The sequence below is a fragment of the Pseudoalteromonas sp. NFXS53 genome, assembly GCF_056629255.1.
This window is the reverse complement of record NZ_JBWVBR010000024.1, coordinates 1-25,709: the sequence shown is the minus strand read 5'-3', so window position 1 is coordinate 25,709 and position 25,709 is coordinate 1. Positions and strand designations below refer to the sequence as shown.

Genomic DNA, 25,709 nt, shown 5'->3' with positions numbered 1-25,709 from the left:
CATTAATTATGGAGCACAAAGATGAAATGGTTATATCTAATTTTAATCACCACCTTTTTAAGCCCGACTATTGGTTGGGCTAATAATCGCCTAGCAGACAACTTAGCGGTAAAACAGGTTGTTCAAAACTATCTTGACGGTACAAGTAACGCGGATCCAACATTAATAAAGTCGGCTTTTCACCCGCAGGCACAGTTGTTACTTAACCACAGTAAAAAACCTTTTTGGCAAGTATCAGCGTCTGAATACGCGAGTTGGTTTAGTAAAAAATCAAAGTCTAGAACTGGTCATTTATTATCGCTAAAAGTAGACGGTGATACAGCAGTCGCTAGAGCCAAAATCACCACTGACAAGCCAGTAAAACAGTATATTGATCAGTTTTTATTAAAACGGTTTGATGACAAATGGCTAATCGTCAGTAAAACGGCTACTCAAATTGAAAATGAGAAAAACAAAGACCAGCTTAAGCTTGCAGCGGGTAAACGCGTGTTGTTTATTGCCTCGAGTGCCGATTTTCATGGGGACTCAAAGCTGGCGACAGGCACCAGCTTTTCAGAACTCGTTCATGCCTACGATGTATTTATCAAGGCTGGTTATCAAGTCGACTTCGTAACCCCGAAAGGTGGTCAGTTACCACTTGCATACATCAATACCTCAGATCCTATGCATCGCAAATATATCTACGACCGAGACTTTATGTATGCGTTGGCTAACACTGCAAAGCCAGAGCAAATCGATGCCAGTCAGTATTTAGCCGTGCACTATGTTGGTGGTGGTAATGCCATGTATCAAGTCGCTGAAAATAAAGTACTTCAGAAAATTTCAATGCAGGTATATGAACAAAACCAAGGAATAGTGTCATCGGTGTGTCATGGCACTGCGGGCATTGTGAATTTAAGATTGAGTAACGGCGAGTATTTAGTGTCAGGTAAAACCATCAGCGGTTACCCTATCGCTTTTGAAAAAACCGATGCCGCTTATTACCAAGAGTTTCCATTTGAAATCGAAACGCGCATAAAACAAAGAGGTGGCGAATTTAAGTATGGTGAACGCAATCAATCTTATGTTGAAATTGATGGCAGAGTGATAACTGGCACCAACTTTCAATCATCTAAGGCTGTTGCAGAAGCAATGGTGAATGCTTTAAATAAGCTGTAGACCTAATACAAGTGCCATAACTATGGCACTTGCTTTTACATCATCTGAGAAACGTATTAGTTCCACATACCTGAACGTGAATACATGTACTCAGCATCAGCGCACCAGTTTACATCAGCCCATGTGTAATCTTTATAATAGATTTTGTCTACACAAGCAGTCATGTAACCTTCTTCGATTTTGTATACATCAACAACACATGTCGTACCTGTACACTTACTTGCACTTGAACGGTCATAAATACCACTGAACGTCCAATCAACTCGAGCAACTTCTTTTGAAGTATTCACCTTAAACGCAACTTTTGGGTAAAAACTAGGGTTTGACTCAGCTCCCCAACAACGGTTTTGCGTATAGTTATCGTACTTCATTGTATCTACATAGCATGATACAGAGTTAGCGTAAGAGTTAACTGAGAATAGGCCTGCAACAAGCGCCATCAAAGCGATTAGTTTTTTCATCTTAATTATCCTTATTAATATTTTAATTTCACTCAATAATGAGCAAGGAATAACCTACCACCTAGAAAAACAAAAATAAACACCTTGTTTACATTAATTAAACACCAAATAAACCTTACTCTTTCTCGGTGTTTATCTATCAATTTTAAAGCTACACTCTTTAAAATTAATTACATTAAGAGAAAATATCATGATCGAACAAGGCCAAGCTCTACCAAATGTTGTGCTAACAGAACTGACTGCTGATGGCATGAAAAACCACCAAGTGACTGAATTATTTGCAGATAAAAAAGTGGTTTTATTTGCAGTTCCTGGCGCTTTCACACCAACTTGCTCTGCCGCCCACCTACCTGGTTATGTGGTACTTGCAGATCAAATCAAAGCAAAGGGCGTTGATATTATTGCTTGTGTGTCTGTAAACGATGCATTTGTAATGAAAGCTTGGGGCGAAGCACATAATGCGAGCGAGTTAATGATGTTAGGTGATGGTGATGCGGCATTCACTAAAGCCATTGGTCTAGATAAAGAAACAGGCAGCTTTGGCGGTGTGCGCTCACAGCGTTATGCCATGATCATCGAAAATGGCGTGGTTACTGAGCTTGCAGTAGAAGCGGCGGGTGAATTTGAAGTATCAAAAGCAGAGTCTATTTTAGAAAAGCTATAATGCATCTTAAGTAGAAAAGAGAAAGTAATAAAAATGGGCGCGCATTTACGCGCCCATTTTTATTTGATTAACCGGATTAATAAATAGAAATCAAAAATTAATAGAGAAATCATCCGCATCTAGATGGGCTGGAAAGCTTTTTCTAAATTGCTCAAGTTGCTCTTTGTTAAGTTCGGTGATCACAATTCCAGGCTTGTTATCTTCAACCTTCGCCAAAGTTTCACCAACAAAATCATAGGCAGCCGTTCCACCGTTATGCACAACGCCATTGCCATCATCACCTACGCGATTACTAGCTAACACATAACATTGGTTTTCAATAGCGCGCGCTTGTAACAAGGTATCCCAAATACGACGGCGCGCCGCTGGCCAGTTTGCCACATTAACCATCACATCATAGTCATTGCGATTTCGCTGAAACACCGGGAAGCGTAAGTCATAACAAATTTGCGGCAACAATCTAAAGCCCTTAATTTTGAAAATCTTACGGCTATCGCCTGCACGCACATAGTCACCCTCTTTGCCTAAGCAAAATAAATGGCGCTTATCGTAAAACTCAAAGCTGCCATCAGGCCAGCACCAATAAAAGCGATTGGCTTTCTTGCCCTGTTGTTCAACCAGCACAGAGCCGGCAACTACCGCATTATGCTCAGTAGCTTGAGTTTGTATCCAATTAAAAACAGGACCTTGCTCAGCTTCTGCAACATCTAAGTTAATCGCAAACCCTGTGGCAAAGGTTTCAGGTAAAAGAATTAAATCAACCGACTCAATGTGCTGCAATTGCATCGTTAGGTTGTCTAGATTTTGCTGCGGCTGTAACCAAACAATATCGCTTTGCACTAAGGCAACTTTTAAGGTTTCTGAGTTTATAGCTGACATAACTTCTCCGCAGCAGCAATCAGAGTTGGATCTTCTTTGGCAAAACACAAACGGATCACTTTGTCGTTCGGTGCTTGGTTATAAAATACGCTCAACGGGATCGCAGCAACACCCACTTCTTTGACAAGGTATTCGCAAAACGCCACATCGTTTAATTCTGAAATATCGCTATAGTCGAGAAGTAAGAAATAAGTGCCTTCGCTTGGCAAAATTTTAAAGAGACTCGGTGCAAGCGCTTCGATTAACAGGTCGCGCTTTTGCTGATAGAACGCGCTTAACTCGTCAATGTGCTCAGGTTGCTGAGCCATCACATCGGCGATAGCCAACTGTGCTGGCGTGAAACTCGAGAAGTTTACATACTGATGGATTTTACGAAATTCCGTCATCAATGACGCAGGCGCAACACAGTACCCCATTTTCCAACCAGTACAGTGGAATGTTTTACCAAAACTCGACACCACAAAACTGCGGGCAAATAAGCTTTCATCACGTAAAGCACTTAGATGCGCTTGCCCATCAAAGCAAATATGCTCGTAGACTTCATCGCTGATCAGATATAAGTCATGCTGCTCGAGTAAATGTTTTAACGTCTCGATGTCAGCTTGCTTTAATGTCTTAGTGCTTGGGTTATGTGGGGTGTTGATAATAATTGCTTTGGTTTTATCTGTAATTTCCTCAGCCACTTGCTGCCAATCAACTTTATAATCTGGTGCGGTTAGCGCGATATGCACGGTTTTACCGCCAGCTAACTCAATCGCTGGCTTATAAGAGTCGTAAGCGGGGTCAAATACAATCACCTCATCTTCAGGACTGACTAATGCCTGAATAGCTACATATAAGGCTTCAGTTGCACCCGATGTCACCGTAACAGAGTGTTCTGCATTCACCGTCAGGCCATACTTGCGCTCAACCAACTGCGCAATTTGCTGTTGCAAAGCAGGTATACCACTCGATGGCGCGTATTGGTTGAAACCACTTTGACTGTAATGCGCCAGTCTCTCTTTTAACAGCGTTGGTGCATCAAATTCAGGAAAACCCTGAGATAAATTAAGTGCTTGATACTGATTTGCCAAACCAGTCATTTGCGAGAATATGCTCACGCCTAAATTAGGTAATTTACTTTGCACAAGGGCCCCTTTTTTGTTGATGGTGCTTTCGCACGAGCGATGCTATCATTGCCAAAAATAGATGTATAGCCGTCTAAAATCATTTTTGAGATTCTTTATTATGCAGAATAATGCCGCAAAAAGCGCACTGATAGAAGCGGGTCGTTGGGTAAGTCAAAAAGGCTGGGTACCCGCAACAGGTGGAAACTTCTCAATTAAAACAGAAGCAGGCTTTGTTGTGACTGCCAGTGGTTACGATAAAGGCCACTTAGCACCTGAGCATTTCTTAGAACTTAATCAACGAGGCGAAATCACCGCCGGTAGTGGTAAGCCTTCAGCCGAAACAGCCCTACATTTAAAACTATATCAACTTCAGCCTGATACTGAATGTATATTACACACTCATTCAGTAGCGGCCACTGTGCTATCACGCTTTATTAAAAATGACACCTTGTCTATACAAGGCTATGAGATGCAAAAATCGTTACGCGGCATTACCAGTCATGCAGACGCATTAAAAATTGCTATTTTCGACAATGATCAAGACATCGACAGACTGGCCGAGCTTGTCGCACAGCGCCATCAATCTGAGCCTGTAGTACATGGCGTGTTGATCCGCGGTCATGGTTTATATGCCATGGGTAATAATGTGGCAGAAACCCGTCGCCATATTGAAGGGCTCGAATTTTTATTCGCCTGTGAACTAGAACGCATTAGATTAAGTGCAAAATTATGAACAAATTTGTGCAAAAACCTAAAGCTGTTCTAAAGCTTTTATTTGCCAAATTGCTTAAAAGTAATATATTGGAGTCTGCTTTATGATCAAAGCCATCATCACAGATATTGAAGGCACCATTACTCGTATCTCATTTGTGAAAGACATTCTTTTCCCGTACGCCGCTCAACACCTTGAACAATTTGTCGAGCAAAACCAAGACAAGCCAGAAGTCGCAGAGCAAATACAGGCGGTAGAAACCGAAATCGCACAGCCTGACGCGCCATTAAGCACAGTCATTGATGCTCTACTTGGCTGGATAGCCGAAGATAAAAAAATCACGCCACTTAAACAACTGCAAGGTTTGATCTGGCAAACGGGTTATCAGCAAGGTGACTTTACCGGCCACATCTACCCAGACGCGCAACAATTTCTTGCTGAGCAACAAGCCACAGGACGCAAATTGTATGTGTATTCATCGGGTTCAGTAAAAGCACAACATTTATTGTTTGAATACTCTGATTTTGGCGATATTCGCCCGTTATTTAGTGGCTATTACGACACCAAAGTCGGTGGTAAAAAAGAGCAAATGTCTTATGAAAATATCTTGGCGCAGATCCCTTTTGCGGCCAATGAAGTGTTATTTTTAAGCGATGTGTTAGCAGAGTTAGACGCAGCGAAAGCGGCGGGTATGCATACCTTACAGCTGTGGCGCGATGACCAAGCCCGTAGCGAAACACACCCATTTATCGAAGATTTTACACAATTTAATGAAGCGTTATTTGTATGAGTAATTTAACCATCTACCGTCATGATGAGCCTGCGCAAGCAATCTTCCAAAGCGCAGATTTTAAAGCCATTCAAACCGAGTTAAACAAAGCTGGCGTGTTATTCGAGCAATGGCAAGCAAATGCCGAAATTGCAGCCGAAAGTACACAAGAAGATATTATTTCAGCCTACGCAGATGACATTGCCCGCGTACAACAAGATGGTGGCTACCAAACCGTTGATGTTATCTCGTTGGCCAAAGGCAACCCAAATGCCGCCGAATTAAGACAAAAATTTTTATTCGAGCATACTCACAGCGAAGATGAAGTACGCTTCTTTGTGAAAGGTCAGGGACTATTTTGTTTGCATTTAAACGAGCGCGTTTATCAAGTGTTATGCCAGCAAGGTGATTTAATTTCTGTACCTGCAAACACTCAACATTGGTTTGATATGGGCAGCGACCCTGAGTTTACCGCTATTCGCTTTTTCAATAACGAAGCCGGTTGGGTTGCACAAAGTACTAACAGCGACATTGCCACACAATTTCCTATTTTAGATTAAGCAATCTCAAAATCTATCAAGCCTCTTCGCGAGGCTTATTCACTTTTATTAACAGTATCACCCTTGAAATATCAGCTATTTCAGTTTTTAATTGCGCCTGTCAACAAAGCACTATTAATAAAATTGCAAGGAAACGAACTTGAGTTCGACAATGGCACGTTACAAGATTGGCGCCTGGATCTGTGACTTCGCAACACAATCCATCACTGATGGCGCACAAAAACGAGAACTTGATCCTCTATCATTTAAGTTGCTCGAGTACTTTATTCTAAATAATGAACGCATCATCACGCGACAAGAGCTTATAGAGCAGGTTTGGCAAAAAGGGTTTGTTGATGATAATGCGATTAATCGCGCCATTTCTGAACTCAGAAAGGCCTTAAAATCAGAGCTCGAACCGGGTCTATCAATAAAAACTCACTACCGAAAGGGCTACTCACTGTTCTTGCCTGTTGAGGCGCTTTCATTCACCACAGAGCAAACGCGTAATGCGTTAAAGCCTACGAAACCCAGTATTACCGATAAAGAGGTAGGAAAATCTAGTAATAACCGGTTTTACTTTTCTGCAGGGACAGTGTTTTTTGCCGCTATTATGGCTGTCATTTTTCTTTTTCCAAAAGAATCAGCAAAAGAAGTACCGACAACCAACAACACACAAAGTATCCAGCTAACACCCACCCCGTTATCATGGTATCAAGGAGGTCATTATAATCTCCATTTATCACCTAATAAGCAAACCCTAGCCTATCAACTCTATAAAGAGATAGAAGAGTTATCAACGACTGAAATTTATCTTTTCGACTTTGCGACTCAGACACATAAGAAAATAAACTTACCCTACTCTGAAGTAAGTTTAAAAGGCTGGTCTGCAGACAATCAAAAAGTATTTTTCTCTATTTTTAAGCCTGTGCCTAATAATGAAGTTACACAACAAACAACCTGTGGTGTTTGGTCAATCACGGACTTTCACTCAGACTCCCCACATATCAGCGAACTGCTGAGTTGTGATAAATTCACTAGCCTTCCTAGGTTAGGGAATATTTTCTCTCTTACACCAAACAACATTATTCATGAAAAGAGCATGCAAAACGAAAATGGTTATACCAACGCTCTTTTTAAGCATAACCTAAAGGATAACAGTAGCTTTAGGATCACAACGCCAAGCTCTATCGGGCAGGGTGACTATATAGTAGGGATCACAACCAAACCACAAAGAATCATCTTCGAAAGAGAAACAACTTCTGGATATCAGCTCTTTATGATTGGCGAAAATGGCCATAACCTAGAAAAAGTCGCGGATCTCAGTGAGCGGATATGGTCAGCAAGTTTTAATGAAAAAACGGGAATATTAAGCTGGTTTACCCGCGGTGCCCAATTAATGCACCAGTTTGATATAAAAGAAAAGAAGTTATTAGGCACGATTAATATGCCTATGCCTCTAAAGCAATATACCATTCCAATTGATAGTAAAACGTTACTAACTTCTACCTATCCATATCATCACGATAGCTTAGAATATAATATGACGAGTAAACGCTTCACTCATTTTGCTCGCCCCGGTGTGTATGAAAGCACAACTCATTATATTGGCAACAATACCCATATTGCTGCAGTCGCAGGCGTCGATGCAAAAGAGTACAAACTAGTTAAGATTAAAGGTGGCAACTATCACCACATTAAAACCGCAGAAGAAGTGGATTGGCCATATGATAGTGACAATGAAAGTAACACAGTCTTTGCTCGCTCTTTGCATAGTGGCAAGTATTTTTTATTGAATACACCTGAACTTTCGGTCGAAAAAGAGATAACGCTTAACCATAGAGTTTTGTCTGCGAGGCTCAAAAATAACCTAATCGCAGCGATTGTTTCAGACCAAGAACTCGGACAAAGAAAAGTACTGGTTCACAACGCCAAGCTAAACACCACACTTGAAGTCGATATCGCTCAACCGATCAGTATTGATTGGCTAAATAATGACACGCTTATTGTGCTAGATAAACAGCATACTGTTCATTTTCTCGATCTTAATGCCGAACACAAAGGTGAATCATTTTCTTTAAAAGAAATAAATAGTGAATTTAACACTGCTGAAAAAGTATATTTAGCAAGCAGCGAAAATGGCATTTTTCTAACCATAGATGATGGCAAGGTATTCAAGTTAAAACTGAATGAATATCCTTCTCTTGAGTTCATGTTAGATATTTCCAAAGAGCTTAAATCTGATGTATATGTCTCTAAATTTAATATCCAGAATGATCGTTTATTGTTTTCAGTTTTAAATAACAAATACAACGAAATAATACTCTACTCAAGTTTATAACCTCACTTATGCTGCTCTAATCGCTCCATTGTGCCTAATAGCAAATCCGATGGAGCGGCTTCACTTTGGTGCCTTTTATCTCCTGCTACCACTTGCGTTGTCTCTGCTGATGTTTGTGTTTGGTTCATTAATTCGTCGAATGCGTCTGAGCATGATTCCAGTGAACTTGATAACATTAATGTAAACACGATTGGACTGAACTTCATTATTACTTCCTAAGCATAAAATGCTCACTCTTATTGGAAGCACTTTTTAGCTTTTAATTTGCTGCGATAGGGCTAATTTACTCAGGAGTGTAAAAGAAGTCGCTTATCAAACTCATATAAAAGAAACAATAAGATATTATTAAAACTTATCTATAAATAACAACACCTTAAGTTTAATAAACATCTTCTCTTTGACCAGCACAATGAATTACTTGGGAAGATTTAGGTGCTCAATGCAAAACATTAAACACCTAAAAAACAGAGTTTAGGCTAGTTAAAAAACGTAATTATCAAATTTCAACTTACAAGGCTTAATGCACCTGCAGCCACTTGGCCTTGATCATATACACCAGTATTGAGCACCCAACCTGTTACGAGCTTTGCAGGGGTGACATCAAATGCAGGGTTGAATACTTGTGCATTGTTTGGCGCCCATTGGCAATTACCAAAGCTACCACTGACGCCTGTTACCTCTGTCGCTGTACGTTGTTCAATAGGAATATGCTGACCATCGGGACAATCAACATCTAGGGTGGTTGTAGGCGCAACGACATAAAATTCGACGCCATGGAAATGCGCTAATACCGCCAAGTTGTAAGTCCCCACTTTATTGGCAAAGTCACCGTTTGCAGCAATTCGATCTGCACCAACAAAGATTTTATCTACCTTACCTGCCGCCATTAGGCTAGCTGCCATATTGTCACAAATTAAGGTGTATGGAATTTGCCAACTTTCAAGTTCAAACGCGGTTAAACGACCGCCTTGTAGTAATGGTCTGGTTTCATCTACCCAGACATGAATATCACCATGCTGTTGATGCGCGTGATAGATGACCCCAAGTGCCGTGCCGACACCAGCGGTGGCCAACGCACCGGTATTACAGTGGGTTAAAATTTGCTCGCCAGGTTTCACAAGCTCAGCGCCCAGTTTCGCCATTGCATCACATAGCGCAACATCTTCATTGAATAAACGCTCAGCTGCTGCGACTAACGCATCGACAAAGGCTGTTTGTTTTAGCGCCTCACGCATCTGCTTCATACAATGCATTAAATTAACAGCAGTCGGTCGGGTGGCTTCTAACTCATCGATCGCTTGGGCTAATTCAGTTTGGCTCATGCCTTGTTCGGCAAGATGTGCCACCAACAATGTGGCAGCCAGGCCAATTAGAGGTGCACCACGCACTTTTAGCGACAGAATTAATGCTTGCATCTCAGACACACTAGAACATAGGTGCCAATGTTGCTCATGCGGCAGAAGGTATTGATCTAAAACGTATAGTTTTCCATCTTGATATTTAAGGCTGCGCGCCAGCAAATTTTGCATATAAGTCACTCCACAATGATAGCCGCTAGATTTTACATAAAGACACAAAGAAGTATAGACATCTAAACATTTAAAAATATAGAATGCCGCAATTATGTTCTTCACTAGTGATAAAAGAGTATGGCTGACTATATTGCCTTTGATAACACACAAGCCCTAAGTTATGTCGAGCAGCTTGACGAGTTTTTTGAACCAAACTCACAACTCACTTGTAATGAGTTTGGCGACGGTAATTTAAATTTAGTGTTTCGTATTGCGGATCAAAATGGCAACAGTATTATTCTTAAGCAAGCCTTACCCTATGCCCGCTGTGTAGGTGAATCCTGGCCGTTAACCCTAGATAGAGCGCGTATTGAAGCATCCGTTCTAAAAAAGCATGGGTTAGTGTGTGAGCAACATACTGCCAAAGTGCTGCACACCAACGATGACCTTGCTGTTACTGTACTTGAAGACTTGGGCCACATGGCTATTTTGCGTGGAGAATTAAACCAAGCAAAAACGTTTACGCGTCTAGGTTCAGATGTCGCGACTTATCTAGCAACGACCAGCTTTTATTATTCAGATTTTTATTTAAAGCCAGCTGATAAGAAAGCCTTGGTTCAAGAGTTCACAAACCCTGAGCTATGTTCAATCACAGAAGGCTTGTTCTTTGACGATCCGTACCGAACGTCTGAACGCAATAACTACCCGGTCGAGCTAGAAACCGATGTGCAACGTTTACAACAAAGCCCTCAATTGCTTCGCCAAGTTGCGCAATTGAAGAGCCTATTCTTCTCTGCACCACAAAGCTTATTACATGGTGATGTGCATACAGGCAGTATTTTTGCTGATCAAAGCAACACCAAATTAATCGATCCAGAGTTTGGCTTTTTCGGCCCAATAGGTTTCGACTTAGGCTCATTCATCGGTAACCTATTACTTAACTATTGTGCGCAAAATGGCCGTATTAAAGAAACCCCTAAGCGTCGTCAAATGCAGTCTTATCTATTGACTCAAATACAACAGTGTTTAAATGACTTTGAAAATATTTGGCTAACATTAGCAACGCAACATACCCGTGATTTAGCTCTACAAGCACCTGGTTATGCTCAACAGTTTGTAGAGAAAATTATTCAAGACGCGTTAGGTTACACAGGTACTGAATTAATTCGCAGAACCATAGGTCTTGCACACGTTGTAGATATTGATGGTATTGAAGACGACAACGCGCGTCTGCAAGTACAAAAGCAAACCTTATTACTGGGTGAGCAACTGATTTTGCATGCTGAAGAATGTGAAAACAAAGAGTCGGCTTATCAGTTAATTGTGAGCTTGATCCAATAGAACCTTGCTCGCTATGAGATGCACAAAGACAAAGAAAAAAGCCTTAACGATGAAGTTAAGGCTTTTTTAATACAAATTCTAAAAGCTTATGCCATTAGCTATTACTTATGGTATTGACCACTGAACTCATGTACTGAGTTGATGAATACGCCTGCATTTTCTGGGTCTACGTCAGGAGTAATACCATGACCTAGGTTGAATACGTGGCCAGAACCTTCACCATAGCTTGCTAGAATATTTTGTACTTCTTCACGAATACGCTCAGGTGTACCGTGTAGCATTGCTGGATCCATGTTGCCCTGAAGTGCAACCTTATCACCAACACGACGGCGTGCATCACCAATATCAATCGTCCAGTCTAGACCTACCGCATCACAGCCAGTTGCTGCAATCGCTTCAATCCACTGGCCGCCATTCTTAGTGAATAAGGTTACTGGCACTTTACGGCCGTCGTTTTCACGAATTAGACCATCAACAATCTTGTGCATGTATTGCAATGAAAACTCTTTGTAATCACGTGGGCTTAATACACCACCCCAAGAGTCAAAGATCATAAGCGATTGTGCACCTGCTTTTACCTGTGCATTTAGGTAATCAATTACTGAATCAGCAACTTTGTCTAGCAATAGGTGCAGTGTTTTTGGCTCAGCAAAAGCCATCTTTTTGATCTTACCAAAGGTTTTGCTCGAACCACCTTCAACCATGTAAGTAGCTAGCGTCCAAGGAGAACCTGAGAAACCAATCAGTGGCACTTCACCTTTCAGCTCACGACGAATAGTGCTAACTGCGTTCATTACATAGCCAAGCTCGTCAGTCGGGTCGATATTTGGGATCTTTTGAACATCAGCTAAAGAGCTGATCGGACGCTCAAATTTCGGGCCTTCACCGGTTTCGAAGTACAGACCTAAGCCCATTGCATCTGGAATCGTTAAAATGTCGCTGAACAGAATTGCCGCGTCTAACGGATAACGACGAAGTGGTTGCAAAGTAACTTCACATGCCAATTCTGCGTTTTTACACAAACTCATAAAGTCACCAGCTTGCGCACGTGTTGCGCGATACTCTGGTAAATAACGTCCAGCCTGACGCATCATCCATACTGGCGTTACATCAACAGGTTGTTTCATTAACGCACGTAAATAACGATCGTTTTTCAATTCGCTCATAGCGTATCTCGATTCCAAAGCCTAAAAAATTGCGCAAATTGTATCACTAATTATGCGCAGGCTCTATCTAAACGCCCAAGCAAAGTGATTTGTCATGATCTAGATTAAATCATCAATGCTTCAATCACTTATGGAAAGACAAGCAAAAAAATTAAAAAACATCTTGTTAAACTATTTGCAACAACAAAAAAAGCTTGATATAACTTGCCCCGCGTTAAAAAAATAACAACAAAACACCTTTAATAATAAAAATAATTTTAAATTTTAATAATAATAAAAACTGCTAAACCTATTGATAAACCACCTTCGGGTGGTTTTTTTATTCCCTCAAATTAAACAAAAATATAACCACCAACATTTCAATAACTTACAAATCCTCCCGCACAAAAAATGAAAATAATGGTTGACCTTTGAGCAAGATTTTCTTCTTATAGAGTCATAGAAACGCGAAAGGAGGTTACTATGCTATCTAGATTTGAACAGGCACAACAAAAATGGGGTGGCAGTCATAGTGTCATCGATGCATGGTTAACTGAGCGTCAAGAATTGTTATTACAGTTTTGTAAATTAGCAGGTTTTGCGCCATACGATAAAAAAGATCACGCCCTGCCAGATCAGGTTCAAATTCAAGGGTTTTGCCAAATCCTCATGGATTATTTATCAGCAGGTCACTTTGAAGTGTACGATAACATCGTTCAGGCATGTAAAGAAAAAGGCCCTAAGAGTGTCGCACTCGCTAATGCGCTCTACCCTCGTATCTCTGAAACGACTGATGTGGCTTTAGATTTTAATGACAAATATGCAGAAGTAACACAAGACAACATATTGTCAGATTTTGACTCTGACTTATCTAAGCTGGGTGAAATTTTAGAATTACGCTTTGAACTAGAAGATGAGTTAATCGAAAACTTCTACGCGAATCATACTGATTAGAACAGAATTAAGATAAACTTTAGACACAAAAAAGGGTTCCATTAGAACCCTTTTTTTATTTTAAGCCTTTCGGTTTGAAAGGCCTAATTAATCAATATTACTCAGCTGCTGCCGCTTTTTTCTCTTGTTGGATCTCAAGTAACTCAACTTCAAATACTAGCGTTGAGTTTGCAGGGATCTTACCAAGGTCACGTTCACCGTAAGCAAGCTCTGAAGGGATCGTAAATTTAAACTTAGAACCTTCGTGCATTAGCTGAAGACCTTCAGTCCAGCCTTTGATTACTTGTTGTAGACCAAATGTCGCTGGCTCGTTACGTGAGTATGAGCTATCGAACTCAGTACCATCAATTAAAGTACCTTTGTAATGTACTTTTACTACGTCTGTTGCAACTGGCTTTTTACCGTCACCTTGAGTGATCACTTCATATTGAAGGCCAGACTCAGTCACAGTTACACCTTCTTTCTTAGCGTTGTCGGCTAAGTATTGAATGCCTTTCTCTTTGCTTTCTTTTGCTAACGCTTCGGCTCTTTCAGCTTGCTTAGCACGAACCGTCGTATCAAGCGCAGTTAATACTTCACGAATTTTCGCTTCATCTAATTTTGCTTCACCCGCTAATGCATCTTTAAAACCACGCATCAGAAGCTCTTGGTCAAGCTCTACACCGATCTCTTTTTTATCAGCAAGATCTTTTTGCAAGAAATTACCAACAGACGCACCAATACCATAAGCTTGTTGTTGTAGTTCTGTTTCTAGTTTTACTTCTGCTGGCTTTTGTTCAGCTTCTGCTTTTTGATTACATGCAGTTAGCGCCAATACCGACGCTGCAATTAAAGACAGTTTAATCGTCTGTTTCATTCTATTTCTCCGGCTCACTTATGTGGCCTTGTCTATTTACTTGAAAGGTTAAATTTATGTATCCACATTATCATTCATATGCTTGGATGCCAATCCTCATGCGGCTATCGTCATCCAAGCTTCACAACGCGACTTTCCGGCTTTGATGCGCTACTATCAATAAAAAGCGCCCTTATATGGACATGAGCGCAAGTGTACCCTTTGTGAAACAGAGCGTTAAGGGAAAAAACCTAAACTATGCAAAGTATTCGACTCTTTCTTATTACTGTAATCTGTACCTTGCTACTGGCATGTACCCCTTCGGCGAAACAAGCGTCACATACCGTGGAGCATGCTGTGCGAGGCTCATTTGCAGCCGCTATCTCTGCAGACGGTCGATATTCTTTAATCTCATCGGTCGAGCATGGCGTTAGCCTATGGGACAATCAAAGTCATGGCTTAAAATACCAATGGCAGCATTCTGCAGATCCCGAAAACCTAGTGCATTCACTCGCCATCGCCTATGACAACAGCTTTGCTGTGACTGCCGCCAACGATACATTTGCCGTTTGGAATATTCAAACCGGTAAAAACCAAGGCTATTACCAAATAAAAACTGCCACGATCCGCGATATCGCAATTAGCAATCAAGGCCGCTATGTAATGTATGGTCGTAGTGATAATGTCATCGTCCATCTCGACTTAGTCAACGGCAGACGCTTAGAGTTCCTCGGCCATCAAGAAAAAATCAATAGTATTGCGTTATCACCTAACGGTCATTTCGCGTTAAGTGGCGGTAATGATTACACCGCCTATTTTTGGGACACTAAAACTGGGCAAGTACTCCACCGTTTTAATCATCCCAGCCGCGTCACCAAAGTGGCTTTAGATGCCAGTGGTCAATATGCCTTTACCGCCGACAGTTTAAAAAAAGCCAGTGTCTGGCAGCTCACTTCAGGTGATCTCGTATCACAATTGCAGTATATTGCTCGCCAGAAAATCTTTAGCGCCGTTCGCTTCAATGAAAGTGCGACACTCATTGCCACAGGTTCACCGAATCGCGAATTATCGCTTTGGCGGGTGAATAACGGCCAACAACTAGATACCTTTTTAGTGAAGCCAAGAGAAGGCAGCCGTCCTAAATCAGCGGTGGTGTTTGATGTTGCGTTTACTGATAACGAGCGCGCTTTAACCACAGAAAGCTCAAGTGGTTTGCTAGAAATATTTACCGATTTGGATACACAATGACAGATTTAGAAAACCGCTTAATGGAGTTAGAAGCAAAAGTTGCTTTTCAGGACGATACCATTGAAACGCTAAACGATGAGCTTCGCACCCATCAAAAACATTTAGCAAAAATGCAGCGCCAGTTAGAATTATTAGCGCAAAAGATTAAAGAAGGGGGTGACAGTGGGTTAATGCCACAGCATCAAGAGCCACCACCGCCGCATTACTAACCGAGCTCCTGGTTAGTAATAAATACGTTTAAGCCAGCGTTATTCTGGCTTAAATACGCCAATTACTTGCTCAAATTGACGTGTTGATGCTTGCACTGCATCTTTTGGTTGCGTCATCTTGTGACCACACTCTACACATTCTACTTTTTCTACATCATGCTCTTTGTATAGCATCATGACATCTTGCTTATTACACTCAGGACATACTGCCCCAGCAATAAAGCGTTTCTTCTGTTTCATCTTCGTCTCGACCCGCGATTAAGTTATGCTCTATTCTATCTCAATACCCGATTTATACGAAACATGTTCACTCTGTTTACAGAAATAATACCGACCTTCAAATGGAAGATAGAGTTGAGCCCCACAAAGCACTTCATGCTATGATAGCCCCATTATTTATTGTTGCTGTAACACTATGATCCAACTGTCAGATATCGAGCTACTTCGCGGTGGCAAAACCCTACTAAAAAACGCCAGTGCAACACTTTTTCCAGAGCACAAAGTCGGCCTTGTCGGCGCCAATGGCTGTGGTAAATCATCTTTGTTTGCATTGCTAAAGGGCGAACTACAGTTAGATTCGGGTGAGTTTCAATTTCCAAAAGATTGGTCAATCGCCTCGGTAAAACAAGAAACCCCAGCACTTGAGATCAGTGCCCTTGATTATGTACTGCAAGGTCATCCTGAATATTACGCCTGCCGCATTGCACTGCGTGATGCAGAAGCGAGCGATGACGGCGCAAAGCAAGCGCAAATACACCAACAAATTGAGCACCTCAAAGGCTACAGCATTGAAGCAAAAGCCGGTGAACTTCTGCATGGTTTAGGCTTCAGCAACGAGCAAATCGATAATCCAGTAAGCGCATTTTCAGGTGGTTGGCGTATGCGCTTAAACCTTGCTCAAGCACTTATTCGCGATGCAGATTTACTGCTACTCGATGAACCTACTAACCACTTAGATTTAGATGCCGTTTACTGGTTAGAGCGCTTTTTACGTGCGTACACAGGCACGCTGGTGCTGATCTCTCACGACCGCGAATTTTTAGATGCTGTGGTGGACCAAATTTGGCATATCGACCGTAGTCTTATTAATGTTTACAAAGGCCATTACTCCCAGTTCGAACGTCAAAAAGCAGAACGCATGGCACAGCAACAAGCCTTGTTCGACAAGCAACAAGAGCAAATTGCTCACTTAGAAAAATTCATTACTCGCTTTAAAGCCAAAGCCAGTAAAGCAAAACAAGCACAGAGCCGTGTAAAAGCCCTAGAGCGAATGGAAAAGCTGGCTCCGGCGCATGCTGATTCGCCATTCGATTTTGAATTTGCCGAGCCAAGTGCACTACCCAACCCACTGATGACGCTAGATAACGCGCAAGCAGGCTATGGCGACATCACCATCTTGCATCAAATTAAGCTCAACCTAGTACCAGGCAGCCGCATTGCACTACTTGGTCGCAACGGTGCCGGTAAATCAACCCTGATCAAATTGCTTGCCGGCGAATTGCAGCCACAATCTGGCGAAGTCTTTCAACATCAAGGGTTGAAAATTGGTTACTTCGCGCAGCACCAACTTGAGTCACTAGATTTACAAGCGAGTGCTGTGACACATTTACAACGCCTAGCACCCGATGCGCCGGAACAGTCTCTACGTGACTTTTTAGGTGGCTTTGCCTTTAACGGTGATCGCGCTCTAGAGCCAGTAGCCCCCTTCTCAGGAGGTGAAAAAGCCCGTTTAGTTCTAGCCATGTTGGTATTCCAAAAACCAAACTTATTACTACTCGATGAGCCAACCAACCACTTAGACCTAGAAATGCGTCATGCCCTTGTTATGGCGCTGCAGGGCTTTGAAGGCGCGATGGTGACGGTATCGCACGATAGACACATGCTAAAAAATACAGCCGATGAATTTTATCTGGTAGATAACGGCAGCGTATCGCAATTTGGCTATGATTTAGATGAGTACTATCAGTGGTTATTGAATGCCAATAAAGCCGACAGCAAGAAAGAGCAAGTCGAAGTTAAAGCGCATTCAAGCAGTAACCGTAAAGAAGTGAAACGCCTTGAAGCTGAGTTTAGAAAGTCAGTTCAACCTTTGAAAAAAGAAATTGATAAGCTTGAAAAGCAACTAGACAAGTTTTCAGAGCAGTTATCTGACGTTGAAACCCAGCTTGGCGACAACGATTTATACAGTGATGAAAACAAAGCCAAACTCACCGAACTGCTTGGCAAACAAGCTGAGTTAACGCCAAAAGTGAACCAAATAGAAGAAGACCTATTAATGGCGCTTGAAGAGATGGAAGAAAAGCAAGCTGCATTTGAGGCAAGTCTCGCCTAATGTCTAAACTCACGGCCGATACATTTTGGCAATTTGCATGCGATATATATAGCAAAAATGGCGTGCAACCTTTGCTGCTCGAGCTACAAGACGAGCAGCAAAAAAACGTAAATGTGTGTTTATTACTGTTATTCCTCGACAGTCTGAAGCTACAACTAACACCAACTCAGTTTTCAGCGCTCGACAATGCCGCTGCGCTCAGTGATGCTCAGTTACTAAACCCACACCGCTTAACCCGACAAAACCTAAAAAAACACCATTCTCACCGCACTGACTATGCGGTTATTCGCAGACAGTTGCTCGAAAACGAGTTAGCCCTTGAGAAATTACAGCAAAGCTTATTATTAGACGCGCTCCCTAGTTCAATCAGCGTCAACAGCGGCGCTAATAACCTCGCTCTTTATTTATCTGAGCAAGATAAAAACCGCCTTTTCCAGTGCCTTTAGCGGCAAAAAGCATGATCAAGATCAAGCTCTGAACCTAAGCCAAGCTGACCAGAAAACAAACTTGATCTCGATCATATCAAGCCCGTCATCCCTCACCTATGATTACTTCATCGAGTGATTAGGAGGCCAAGGCCATGAACGTATTCTTTAGAGATTTTTTTAGCGACCCAGTGTTGTTTCTTTCATTTGGTATCTTGGGCACAGTGATTGTGCTATGCGCTTACTACGTTTATTACTTCATGAAGAAGATTAACGAGTCAGAAGCTCCTGAATAAAAGTTTTTTGTGGTCTTGCCTTTGACCCACTTTAAATAAAGGCATTTGTTCCCCGATAGAGACGAATTAAGCACGACGCACAAAGCACCTTACTAACCTAGTTAGTCGGGTGCTTTTTATTTGTGAAGCAGAAAGATTGTGTACAATATTCGGCACTTTCTCACCCATTCTCAGCTTTATCTCGACAGTTCTACTTATTTAACCCATCTCGACTCTTTGCTACACTGCCTGCGAGTATGCAAATAAGAAGAATTATGAGTTATCAGTTTGAAAGTGCTTGGTGGATGTCGAATCGCCATGCACAAACTATCTTGCCCCGTTTTTTTAGGCCTTTTCAGCGCGTTGATGTGGAATATGAAGAACTGACGACGCCCGACGGTGATTTTTTAGAGTTAGCCTGGAGTCGCACAGGCAAAAAAGACTCACCTCTTGCCATTGTGCTACATGGCCTAGAAGGCAACTTAGATAGTTTTTATGCCAAAGGCATGCTCAAAGCCCTGACTCAACAAGGCTTTGATACTGTGCTCATGCACTTTAGAAACTGCTCACGCTTACCTAATCGCTTACCGCGCGCTTATCACAGCGGAGAAACCGGTGACTTACAGTTTTTAATTCAAACATTAAAAGCACGTTTCAACCCAAGTTCTTTATTTGCCGTTGGCTTTTCTCTTGGTGGGAATGTACTTGCCAAATATTTAGGTGAGCAAGGTAAACAGAGTGTTCTCAGCGGTGCAGCGGTTGTTTCAGCACCCCATCATCTTTCTTCTTCGTGTCAGGTGATCAGAAAAAGCTGTTTTGGTTTATATCAAAAATACTTGTTAGACCGTTTAAAAAAGTCATCAGCCAGAAAATACCCGCAGATCGGTGAAGCGATTAAATTAAACAAGCAAGAATTGGCCAGTATTAACGACTTGTGGCAGTTTGATAATCAATTAACAGCGCCACTACATGGCTTTGAGGGTGCTGAAGATTATTATGCACAAGCAAGTGCTCAGCCTTTCTTAAAACATATTGCGACACCCACTTTGCTGATCCATGCCGAAGATGATCCTATGCTGTCTTTAGAGGCTGTGCCGAAAGCCGAACAAGTCAGCGACCAAGTCACTTTGGCGGTGTCTAAAAAAGGCGGTCATGTCGGCTTTATTGGGGGTAAGAATCCATTCAAACCCGAGTTTTGGCTTGAAAAAGCTGTTCCCCATTATTTTCAATCGCTCCTTAAAGGTCAGAAGTAGATGCTCATTCCATACCAGCAACTTGATCCAAATACGCTTAATAACCTCATTGAACATTATGTACATCGCGAAGGCACCGACTACGGTGACGCTGAGGTAAACACTGAAACAAAAGTGGAGCAAGTAAAAGCTCAGCTCAAATCAGGTGAAGCTCTAATTGTGTTCTCTGAACTCCATGAGTCGGTCAATATCGTCTCAAAAGCCCAATTCAACGCCATGCAAAGTGAAGAATATACCGAAGGCTATGACACTGATTACGCTTAAGTGTAATCATTGTCTATCTAAGCGAGCTTTTTTAATCCGCTATTAAAACGCTGCAAAGCTCATTTGTTTTTTCAACGCAGAAGCTTGGCGGCGAGATATGTCGACTTCTGAGCCATTACTCAGAGTTGCAGTTAACCCATAGTTGATGCTTTCTTCTAGATGAACCACCGCATCCAAACGAATTATTTCACTGCGACTTGCGCGCAAATACACACTAGGGTCAAGTTTTGCTTCTATTTTACTCAGCGAACTATGAATATAAGACTTGCCAAATTCGGTGTAAATTGCCGCATGGTTACCAACACTTTCAAAACGTAATATGTCTCTCAACAAGATGATTTTCATTTTGTCTGCAAATTTCACCATCAATTTAAAATCATCTTCAAGCTGTGTGCTTTCTGTTTCTGATAGCAGACTTGTGAGCTTTTCAATGGCTTTCTCTAACCGCGCTGGGGCTGCGGGTTTTAGTAAATAATCTACTGCATTGAGTGAAAAGGCATCCACCGCAAACTCGTTATACGCTGTACAGAAGACGATAGGAATTTCACCTTTTAATTGCTCAGCGAGCTCAAGCCCTGTGCCTCCCGGCATTTCAATATCTAAGAATATTGCGTCTGGCGCTAAGTCATCGACTAAGGCTTTCCCCTCGATAATATTTTGCGCTTCAGCCAGCACCTCTATTTGCTTATGCTTTTTTAATAAACGCTGTAACTCTGCACGCGCCAAGGGCTCATCATCAATGATGAGTACTTTAATTGTTGCTTTAGGCTGCATGGGGCACCTCCATAATGGCTTTAAATTGCTGACGTTCTTGTGAAATCAACAGCTTTGCCTGTTGCCCAAACATAAGCTCTAATCGAGATTGAATGTTTGCCAGCCCCAACTGGGTGCCACTTTTAACCCTAGCTTCATCAAAAGGGTTAATGACTTGTACCAGCACTTTACCTTCGCGCTCTGATACATGGATCTTTAGCTCTCCTCCGTTAGGAAGATGAGCAATACCATGCTTCACTGCATTTTCAACGAGTGTAAGTAGAGACATACTGGGCAAAGTTGCTTTAAGCAGTGCCTTCGGACAATCAAAACGTACTTTTAGTCGCTCACCAAATCTCACTTGCTCAATAGCCAGGTAGTTTTCGCAAATTTGCCACTCATCCTCAACACTGACATGTGTCCGTAAGTCTGTTGTCAGGTTATACCTAAACAACTCTGAAAGCTGAGTGACGATATCTGCGGCTTTATCTTGGTCTTGGTAGATCATGCCGCGAATAGTATTCAACGAGTTGAATAGAAAATGTGGGTTTATCTGATTTTGTAAGCTGGCGAGTTGCTGCTCTTTTAACTGCTTTTTCAACATTTTCTTCTCCCTGCGAGATACGATTGCTAAATAACAGAAAGCCCATACCAAACTCTTTAGGTAAGTACTTATAAACGAAGCAAATAAACCGGCACTCTCGTTATTGAGATCAATTTTATCCCCGCCTTCAATCTGCATTACCACATCTGAAATTCCCTGAGGAGACAAGAATGGAATCACTGTATGTAACGAAACTATTTGTAAGCTCGCCACACCAAGGCTTAGTACTGCCATATGCCAAATAGTAATACGGGCCGATTTCATTTTATCAGCGAGCCAATTACCACCATGCTTTAGAATTAAATGGGTCAATAATATAAATGAAGCTATTTGAACACTCGAGCGCCAAAGTAACCCATTCAGAATATCAACTGACACTTTCAATACTGTTATAGCCATTATCAATTCAAAAATAAAAATAAAAATAAAAATAAAAACAGCTAACTGACACAGCCAATACTTCTTCATAGGTACAATACTCCTTGTTTCAACGCGATGAATTGTACCCATGCGCGCTTTCATTACCAACTTAGAACTTTGAAAAAATTGAAATAAACAGTGAATCATTGTCACCCACACTGCTAAACCCCATACCTACTGAGTAAGCATCTTTCTTGGTTGATTCTACAGCGATGCGATACCCTAATTCGTTCTGATCGCCATTTCTATGAATTGCTGCACCATTGATTACAAAATTCTTTTTAAAGTTGTAGCGTGCACCTAAACGCGTGACATCATAGCTGCGAGTAAAGCTTTGCGGTTGACCTGACACATCTTGTTGTAACATCGCTGACTCTAAATAAACGTGCAACTTGTCAGAGTGAGCGAAATTCAAACCCAGTGTGATATCAGCCTGAGCAAGCTGAGCATCTTCATCACTGCGGTTGATTTGATAATGCATTCGGCCATAAATATTTAAACGCTCATCATGTGCTGTTAGCAGGTTACCAAAGTTCGTCTGATAACTTATGCCCAGGCCACTACCTTCAAAAACATTATCAATTTCATTACTTTGCATACTGATATTGAAACCTTCCTTAAGCTCAAGCTTGGCCGCAGCTTCTACCTTCTCTTCTTGTTGTGTTTGGGTACCCTCCGCCGCAATCGCTGCACTTGATGCCGAACCTAAAATAGCTGCAATTAAAGTACGACGGATTGTTTTAGCATTGAATGTAGACATGTTGTTTTCCTTAAATTTTTAATTTTTTAGGCTGTGTGCCTCTGTTGGGTATAACTATATGGAAAACACCCCATGGCTATTTGCGAAATGTGACAAGTGGTCAGAAAAGAGGATAAGCGGAGAATATACAGGACGAAGAAATTGTTGTTACAATCAAAGTACTTAAAACAATAAAAGACTGAGCCATGAAAGCAACTTTTACTCTTGCCGCACTCGCGTTAGCGATTGCCAGTGCAAACCTATCAGCAGCAGAAAAGCAATATACAGCATCAGAGCGTGCCGAGCGTATTGCTAAACAAAGCATTCTAATCGATACCCATATTGATGTGCCTTACCGTATCGCCGACAAATGGGATGATGTCAGTAAGGCAACTGAAGGCGGTGACTTTGATTATCCTCGTGCGAAAAAAGGCGGCTTAAATGTACCATTTATGTCAATTTATATTCCTGCCAGTTTAGAGTTTGAAGGCAAGGGTAAAAGCTACCAATTAGCGAACCAATTAATTGATGGCATGGAAGCACTGGTATTCCGTGCGCCTGAAAAGTTCGCGATGGCTTATTCATATAAAGATGCATACAAGCACTTCAAGCAAGGTAAAATGTCGATTGCCATGGGTATGGAAAACGGCTCGCCGATGGAAGGCGACATGAAGAACCTAAAGCACTTCTATGATCGCGGTGTTCGCTACATCACTTTGGCACACTCTCAAAGCAATCATATCTCAGATTCTTCTTATGACTTGCGACGCAAATGGAAAGGCTTAAGCCCATTCGGTAAAGAGCTAGTAAAAGAGATGAACAATATCGGTATGCTGATCGATGTATCTCACATTTCTGATGACGCGTTTTATCAAGTTATGGAACTATCAAAAGTGCCAGTCATTGCATCACACTCTTCATTACGTAAATACACGCCAGGCTTTGAGCGTAATATGGATGACGACATGCTGTTAGCTCTAAAGAAAAATGGCGGCGTGATCCAAATTAACTTTGGTTCAAGCTTTGTGACTAGTGCATCACGTGGTTGGTACGACAAACGTAACGCAGCGAAAAAAGAAGCCGAAGACAGAGGTAAAGCAACGACTGATTTCGCCGCAGCTTACCGTGCTAAAAATCCATTCCCGTTCGCAACACTAGAGCAAGTTCTTGATCACATTGACCATGTAGTCAAACTTATTGGTATTGATTATGTTGGTATTGGCTCTGACTACGATGGCGTGGGTGACTCACTACCTATCGGGCTAAAAGACGTATCAACTTACCCTAATCTAGTGCAAGGGTTATTAGACCGCGGCTATAACGAAGCGCAAATTAAGAAAATCTTAGGTGGCAACACCATGCGCGTATGGCGTCAAGCTGAAGAATACGCAGAGAAAGTAAGCACGAAAGGTTAGTGATAGAGCGCATAGAGAAATGAGCTTATTTAAAGCTCTTTCTAGCACTTATTCAAAAGCAAAACCGAACTTCTGAAGTTCGGTTTTTTTAACTACTGTTACTAGCTTTGCCTGAGGTTTACCTTACCTTGACCCACTTATTCGATGCTAAAAGCCCAAGTCCAAGCGCTAGTCCATTCATATGATCAATAGCACTGTTTAAACTCATAGTTAAGAGCCCTGCGATTGGATAAAGAAGTAAAAACCCAATACCAACTATTTGTATAGGTCGCCTATTTTTCAAAAACAACACCACACCGTTATTTTCTTTACTGCCTATTACGACCCAATACACAAGCAATAAACTAGATAACACATATGGCAAGTACCAGTAATGTTCTAAACTGTGCTGAATAGCGAAAACGATCGACCCAATTAAAGACACCGCTAAAATACTAAAAATAATCAACCATAAAATATTCTCCTCTTTTTCAGGACCACTCATCAAGAATAAGATTGCAATAGAGGAAAACAATGTTGCTGTAATCAAGCCTTGTTTTAAGAAAGCAGATCCAAGCAACGCAAAAAAGAGGGTAAAAAATATTATTTTGAACTTATTGTTCATGGGTAATTTAGTCACTATATAGAAAACCCTAAACTTCCATTTAGGGTTAAAGTAATTGAAACATAGAGGTATAAAAAGGCTAAATTAATTAACCCATACCATATGGGTCAATACACTCAAAGTCCCATTCATCGCCTATCGGCATAGGAATGCATACCTTGCTTTGAGGCTCAATTACTGGCTCTTTCGGTAATTCACTTACAGGAGCAGTGCTTAAAAACAGTGCTGCAAAGAAGTTATAGATTGCTGTCATTTTAATTTTCCTTTTAATTGAATATCAATTTGCTAACAAATCGTTAGCAAATCACATGTTTGCATAATCGGTTCAAGAAAACAACAGCACCCATAACAAAACACAAAGTGGTAAAAATAGATCAAAAGGTTACAGACTGCGAATGAAGTGAGGGCGGTCTTTTTGCGCAAGAATGATGCAAAAGTTTAATGACAAGCACGTAGTGCTTCATTCCTTTTGCACAAGGTGAAGCAAGCCAATTTAACAATAGCTAATCTGCTATTAGATTTATAAGAGGCCTTGAGGAACCCTGCTTCATGGATGAATTACAACTTATAACTAGCTTGAAGTAAGTTTCACAACTACTAAACCTCTACCCTAAAAACAAAAAACCGAGCCTAAGCTCGGTTTTTTTAATGCTTTGTGGCATTAACTAAAGTTGATATTACTCAACGATAGTTGCTACAACACCAGCACCTATCTGGTAAAGTGCGCCACCTTCATAGGCTGCACTAAAT

29 protein-coding genes are annotated in these 25,709 nt (G+C 41.4%); 16 read left to right on the top strand and 13 right to left on the bottom strand.

The window, feature by feature from the left end; genetic code table 11:
* Positions 1 to 21 precede the first annotated feature (21 nt).
* Positions 22 to 1,158 (top strand): nuclear transport factor 2 family protein, encoded by a 1,137-nt coding sequence (locus AC1HJP_RS19370; RefSeq protein WP_480363188.1) that lies wholly within the window; start codon positions 22 to 24, stop codon positions 1,156 to 1,158.
* Between the two features lie 56 nt (positions 1,159 to 1,214).
* On the opposite strand, the gene AC1HJP_RS19365 is transcribed toward AC1HJP_RS19370, so the two are convergent.
* Complete coding sequence (locus tag AC1HJP_RS19365; protein WP_480363187.1) at positions 1,215 to 1,619, bottom strand: hypothetical protein; 405 nt, start codon at positions 1,617 to 1,619, stop codon at positions 1,215 to 1,217.
* Between the two features lie 190 nt (positions 1,620 to 1,809).
* On the opposite strand from AC1HJP_RS19365, the gene AC1HJP_RS19360 reads away from it, so the two are divergent.
* A complete protein-coding gene (locus AC1HJP_RS19360) occupies positions 1,810 to 2,283 on the top strand; it encodes a redoxin family protein (RefSeq protein ID WP_480363186.1) in 474 nt (157 codons plus the stop codon).
* Between the two features lie 90 nt (positions 2,284 to 2,373).
* Here the strand turns inward: AC1HJP_RS19360 and AC1HJP_RS19355 are convergent, their stop codons facing one another.
* Together AC1HJP_RS19355 and AC1HJP_RS19350 are read right to left on the bottom strand one after the other, a co-directional pair.
* Positions 2,374 to 3,162: an amidohydrolase gene (locus tag AC1HJP_RS19355; protein ID WP_480363185.1), complete on the bottom strand. Its 789-nt coding sequence runs from the start codon at positions 3,160 to 3,162 to the stop codon at positions 2,374 to 2,376.
* Positions 3,150 to 4,244, bottom strand: a complete 1,095-nt coding sequence (locus tag AC1HJP_RS19350) for a methionine aminotransferase (RefSeq protein WP_480363206.1) — start codon at positions 4,242 to 4,244, stop codon at positions 3,150 to 3,152. Before AC1HJP_RS19350 ends, AC1HJP_RS19355 begins: the two co-directional genes overlap by 13 nt.
* Positions 4,245 to 4,389: 145 nt before the next feature.
* Here AC1HJP_RS19350 and AC1HJP_RS19345 point away from each other — a divergent pair, with 145 nt between their 5' ends.
* The 4 genes from AC1HJP_RS19345 (at position 4,390) to AC1HJP_RS19330 (ending at position 8,632) form a co-directional block, all read left to right on the top strand.
* The gene (locus tag AC1HJP_RS19345; protein ID WP_480363184.1) at positions 4,390 to 5,004 is read left to right on the top strand and encodes a methylthioribulose 1-phosphate dehydratase; all 615 of its coding nucleotides are present in this window, start codon (positions 4,390 to 4,392) and stop codon (positions 5,002 to 5,004) included.
* 82 nt (positions 5,005 to 5,086) lie between these two features.
* Complete coding sequence (mtnC, locus tag AC1HJP_RS19340) at positions 5,087 to 5,773, top strand: acireductone synthase (protein ID WP_480363183.1); 687 nt, start codon at positions 5,087 to 5,089, stop codon at positions 5,771 to 5,773.
* Positions 5,770 to 6,312: a 1,2-dihydroxy-3-keto-5-methylthiopentene dioxygenase gene (locus tag AC1HJP_RS19335; protein ID WP_480363182.1), complete on the top strand. Its 543-nt coding sequence runs from the start codon at positions 5,770 to 5,772 to the stop codon at positions 6,310 to 6,312. Before mtnC ends, AC1HJP_RS19335 begins: the two co-directional genes overlap by 4 nt.
* A gap of 139 nt (positions 6,313 to 6,451) precedes the next feature.
* Positions 6,452 to 8,632 carry a winged helix-turn-helix domain-containing protein gene (locus tag AC1HJP_RS19330; RefSeq protein WP_480363181.1) on the top strand — a complete coding sequence of 727 codons (2,181 nt, stop codon included), beginning with the start codon at positions 6,452 to 6,454 and terminating at the stop codon, positions 8,630 to 8,632.
* A gap of 2 nt (positions 8,633 to 8,634) precedes the next feature.
* Here the strand turns inward: AC1HJP_RS19330 and AC1HJP_RS19325 are convergent, their stop codons facing one another.
* Together AC1HJP_RS19325 and mtnA are read right to left on the bottom strand one after the other, a co-directional pair.
* Positions 8,635 to 8,838: a hypothetical protein gene (locus tag AC1HJP_RS19325; protein WP_480363180.1), complete on the bottom strand. Its 204-nt coding sequence runs from the start codon at positions 8,836 to 8,838 to the stop codon at positions 8,635 to 8,637.
* Between the two features lie 297 nt (positions 8,839 to 9,135).
* Positions 9,136 to 10,161: an S-methyl-5-thioribose-1-phosphate isomerase gene (gene mtnA, locus AC1HJP_RS19320; protein ID WP_480363179.1), complete on the bottom strand. Its 1,026-nt coding sequence runs from the start codon at positions 10,159 to 10,161 to the stop codon at positions 9,136 to 9,138.
* 120 nt (positions 10,162 to 10,281) lie between these two features.
* Here mtnA and mtnK point away from each other — a divergent pair, with 120 nt between their 5' ends.
* On the top strand, positions 10,282 to 11,484 hold the full coding sequence (mtnK, locus tag AC1HJP_RS19315; protein WP_480363178.1) for an S-methyl-5-thioribose kinase: 1,203 nt from the start codon (positions 10,282 to 10,284) through the stop codon (positions 11,482 to 11,484).
* A gap of 101 nt (positions 11,485 to 11,585) precedes the next feature.
* Here mtnK and hemE read toward each other — a convergent pair whose 3' ends face one another.
* Entirely contained in the window at positions 11,586 to 12,650 is a 1,065-nt protein-coding gene (hemE, locus tag AC1HJP_RS19310) for a uroporphyrinogen decarboxylase (protein WP_058028479.1), read from the bottom strand.
* A gap of 462 nt (positions 12,651 to 13,112) precedes the next feature.
* Between hemE and rsd the strand changes: the two genes are divergently transcribed.
* A complete protein-coding gene (gene rsd / locus AC1HJP_RS19305) occupies positions 13,113 to 13,583 on the top strand; it encodes a sigma D regulator (protein ID WP_480363177.1) in 471 nt (156 codons plus the stop codon).
* A 97-nt stretch (positions 13,584 to 13,680) separates the two neighbouring features.
* Here rsd and fkpA read toward each other — a convergent pair whose 3' ends face one another.
* Complete coding sequence (fkpA, locus tag AC1HJP_RS19300; RefSeq protein ID WP_480363176.1) at positions 13,681 to 14,439, bottom strand: FKBP-type peptidyl-prolyl cis-trans isomerase; 759 nt, start codon at positions 14,437 to 14,439, stop codon at positions 13,681 to 13,683.
* Between the two features lie 237 nt (positions 14,440 to 14,676).
* On the opposite strand from fkpA, the gene AC1HJP_RS19295 reads away from it, so the two are divergent.
* Positions 14,677 to 15,666, top strand: coding sequence for a WD40 repeat domain-containing protein (locus tag AC1HJP_RS19295; RefSeq protein WP_480363175.1), 990 nt, complete (start codon positions 14,677 to 14,679; stop codon positions 15,664 to 15,666).
* Positions 15,663 to 15,875: a SlyX family protein gene (locus AC1HJP_RS19290; RefSeq protein ID WP_480363174.1), complete on the top strand. Its 213-nt coding sequence runs from the start codon at positions 15,663 to 15,665 to the stop codon at positions 15,873 to 15,875. Before AC1HJP_RS19295 ends, AC1HJP_RS19290 begins: the two co-directional genes overlap by 4 nt.
* A 39-nt stretch (positions 15,876 to 15,914) precedes the next feature.
* On the opposite strand, the gene AC1HJP_RS19285 is transcribed toward AC1HJP_RS19290, so the two are convergent.
* The gene (locus AC1HJP_RS19285; RefSeq protein ID WP_058028474.1) at positions 15,915 to 16,115 is read right to left on the bottom strand and encodes a YheV family putative zinc ribbon protein; all 201 of its coding nucleotides are present in this window, start codon (positions 16,113 to 16,115) and stop codon (positions 15,915 to 15,917) included.
* A gap of 175 nt (positions 16,116 to 16,290) precedes the next feature.
* On the opposite strand from AC1HJP_RS19285, the gene AC1HJP_RS19280 reads away from it, so the two are divergent.
* The 5 genes from AC1HJP_RS19280 (at position 16,291) to AC1HJP_RS19260 (ending at position 20,424) form a co-directional block, all read left to right on the top strand.
* Positions 16,291 to 18,207, top strand: coding sequence for an ATP-binding cassette domain-containing protein (locus AC1HJP_RS19280; RefSeq protein WP_480363173.1), 1,917 nt, complete (start codon positions 16,291 to 16,293; stop codon positions 18,205 to 18,207).
* The gene (locus AC1HJP_RS19275; RefSeq protein ID WP_480363172.1) at positions 18,207 to 18,653 is read left to right on the top strand and encodes a TIGR02444 family protein; all 447 of its coding nucleotides are present in this window, start codon (positions 18,207 to 18,209) and stop codon (positions 18,651 to 18,653) included. Before AC1HJP_RS19280 ends, AC1HJP_RS19275 begins: the two co-directional genes overlap by 1 nt.
* 134 nt (positions 18,654 to 18,787) lie before the next feature.
* Positions 18,788 to 18,928, top strand: coding sequence for a DUF3149 domain-containing protein (locus AC1HJP_RS19270; protein ID WP_083496476.1), 141 nt, complete (start codon positions 18,788 to 18,790; stop codon positions 18,926 to 18,928).
* Positions 18,929 to 19,182: 254 nt separating this feature from the next.
* The gene (locus AC1HJP_RS19265; protein ID WP_480363205.1) at positions 19,183 to 20,160 is read left to right on the top strand and encodes a hydrolase; all 978 of its coding nucleotides are present in this window, start codon (positions 19,183 to 19,185) and stop codon (positions 20,158 to 20,160) included.
* Positions 20,161 to 20,424: a YheU family protein gene (locus tag AC1HJP_RS19260; protein ID WP_058028470.1), complete on the top strand. Its 264-nt coding sequence runs from the start codon at positions 20,161 to 20,163 to the stop codon at positions 20,422 to 20,424.
* A gap of 42 nt (positions 20,425 to 20,466) precedes the next feature.
* Here the strand turns inward: AC1HJP_RS19260 and AC1HJP_RS19255 are convergent, their stop codons facing one another.
* From AC1HJP_RS19255 to AC1HJP_RS19245, 3 genes are all read right to left on the bottom strand, one after another.
* Positions 20,467 to 21,198, bottom strand: a complete 732-nt coding sequence (locus tag AC1HJP_RS19255) for a LytR/AlgR family response regulator transcription factor (protein ID WP_480363171.1) — start codon at positions 21,196 to 21,198, stop codon at positions 20,467 to 20,469.
* On the bottom strand, positions 21,188 to 22,249 hold the full coding sequence (locus AC1HJP_RS19250; protein WP_480363170.1) for a sensor histidine kinase: 1,062 nt from the start codon (positions 22,247 to 22,249) through the stop codon (positions 21,188 to 21,190). The genes AC1HJP_RS19255 and AC1HJP_RS19250 overlap by 11 nt, the downstream gene beginning before the upstream one ends.
* Positions 22,250 to 22,310: 61 nt before the next feature.
* Positions 22,311 to 22,961 carry a hypothetical protein gene (locus tag AC1HJP_RS19245; RefSeq protein ID WP_480363169.1) on the bottom strand — a complete coding sequence of 217 codons (651 nt, stop codon included), beginning with the start codon at positions 22,959 to 22,961 and terminating at the stop codon, positions 22,311 to 22,313.
* Between the two features lie 185 nt (positions 22,962 to 23,146).
* Here AC1HJP_RS19245 and AC1HJP_RS19240 point away from each other — a divergent pair, with 185 nt between their 5' ends.
* Positions 23,147 to 24,355, top strand: coding sequence for a dipeptidase (locus AC1HJP_RS19240; RefSeq protein WP_480363168.1), 1,209 nt, complete (start codon positions 23,147 to 23,149; stop codon positions 24,353 to 24,355).
* 118 nt (positions 24,356 to 24,473) lie between these two features.
* On the opposite strand, the gene AC1HJP_RS19235 is transcribed toward AC1HJP_RS19240, so the two are convergent.
* Together AC1HJP_RS19235 and AC1HJP_RS19230 are read right to left on the bottom strand one after the other, a co-directional pair.
* Positions 24,474 to 24,974: a hypothetical protein gene (locus AC1HJP_RS19235; RefSeq protein ID WP_480363167.1), complete on the bottom strand. Its 501-nt coding sequence runs from the start codon at positions 24,972 to 24,974 to the stop codon at positions 24,474 to 24,476.
* A 73-nt stretch (positions 24,975 to 25,047) separates the two neighbouring features.
* Complete coding sequence (locus AC1HJP_RS19230; RefSeq protein WP_480363166.1) at positions 25,048 to 25,212, bottom strand: hypothetical protein; 165 nt, start codon at positions 25,210 to 25,212, stop codon at positions 25,048 to 25,050.
* Positions 25,213 to 25,709 lie beyond the last annotated feature (497 nt).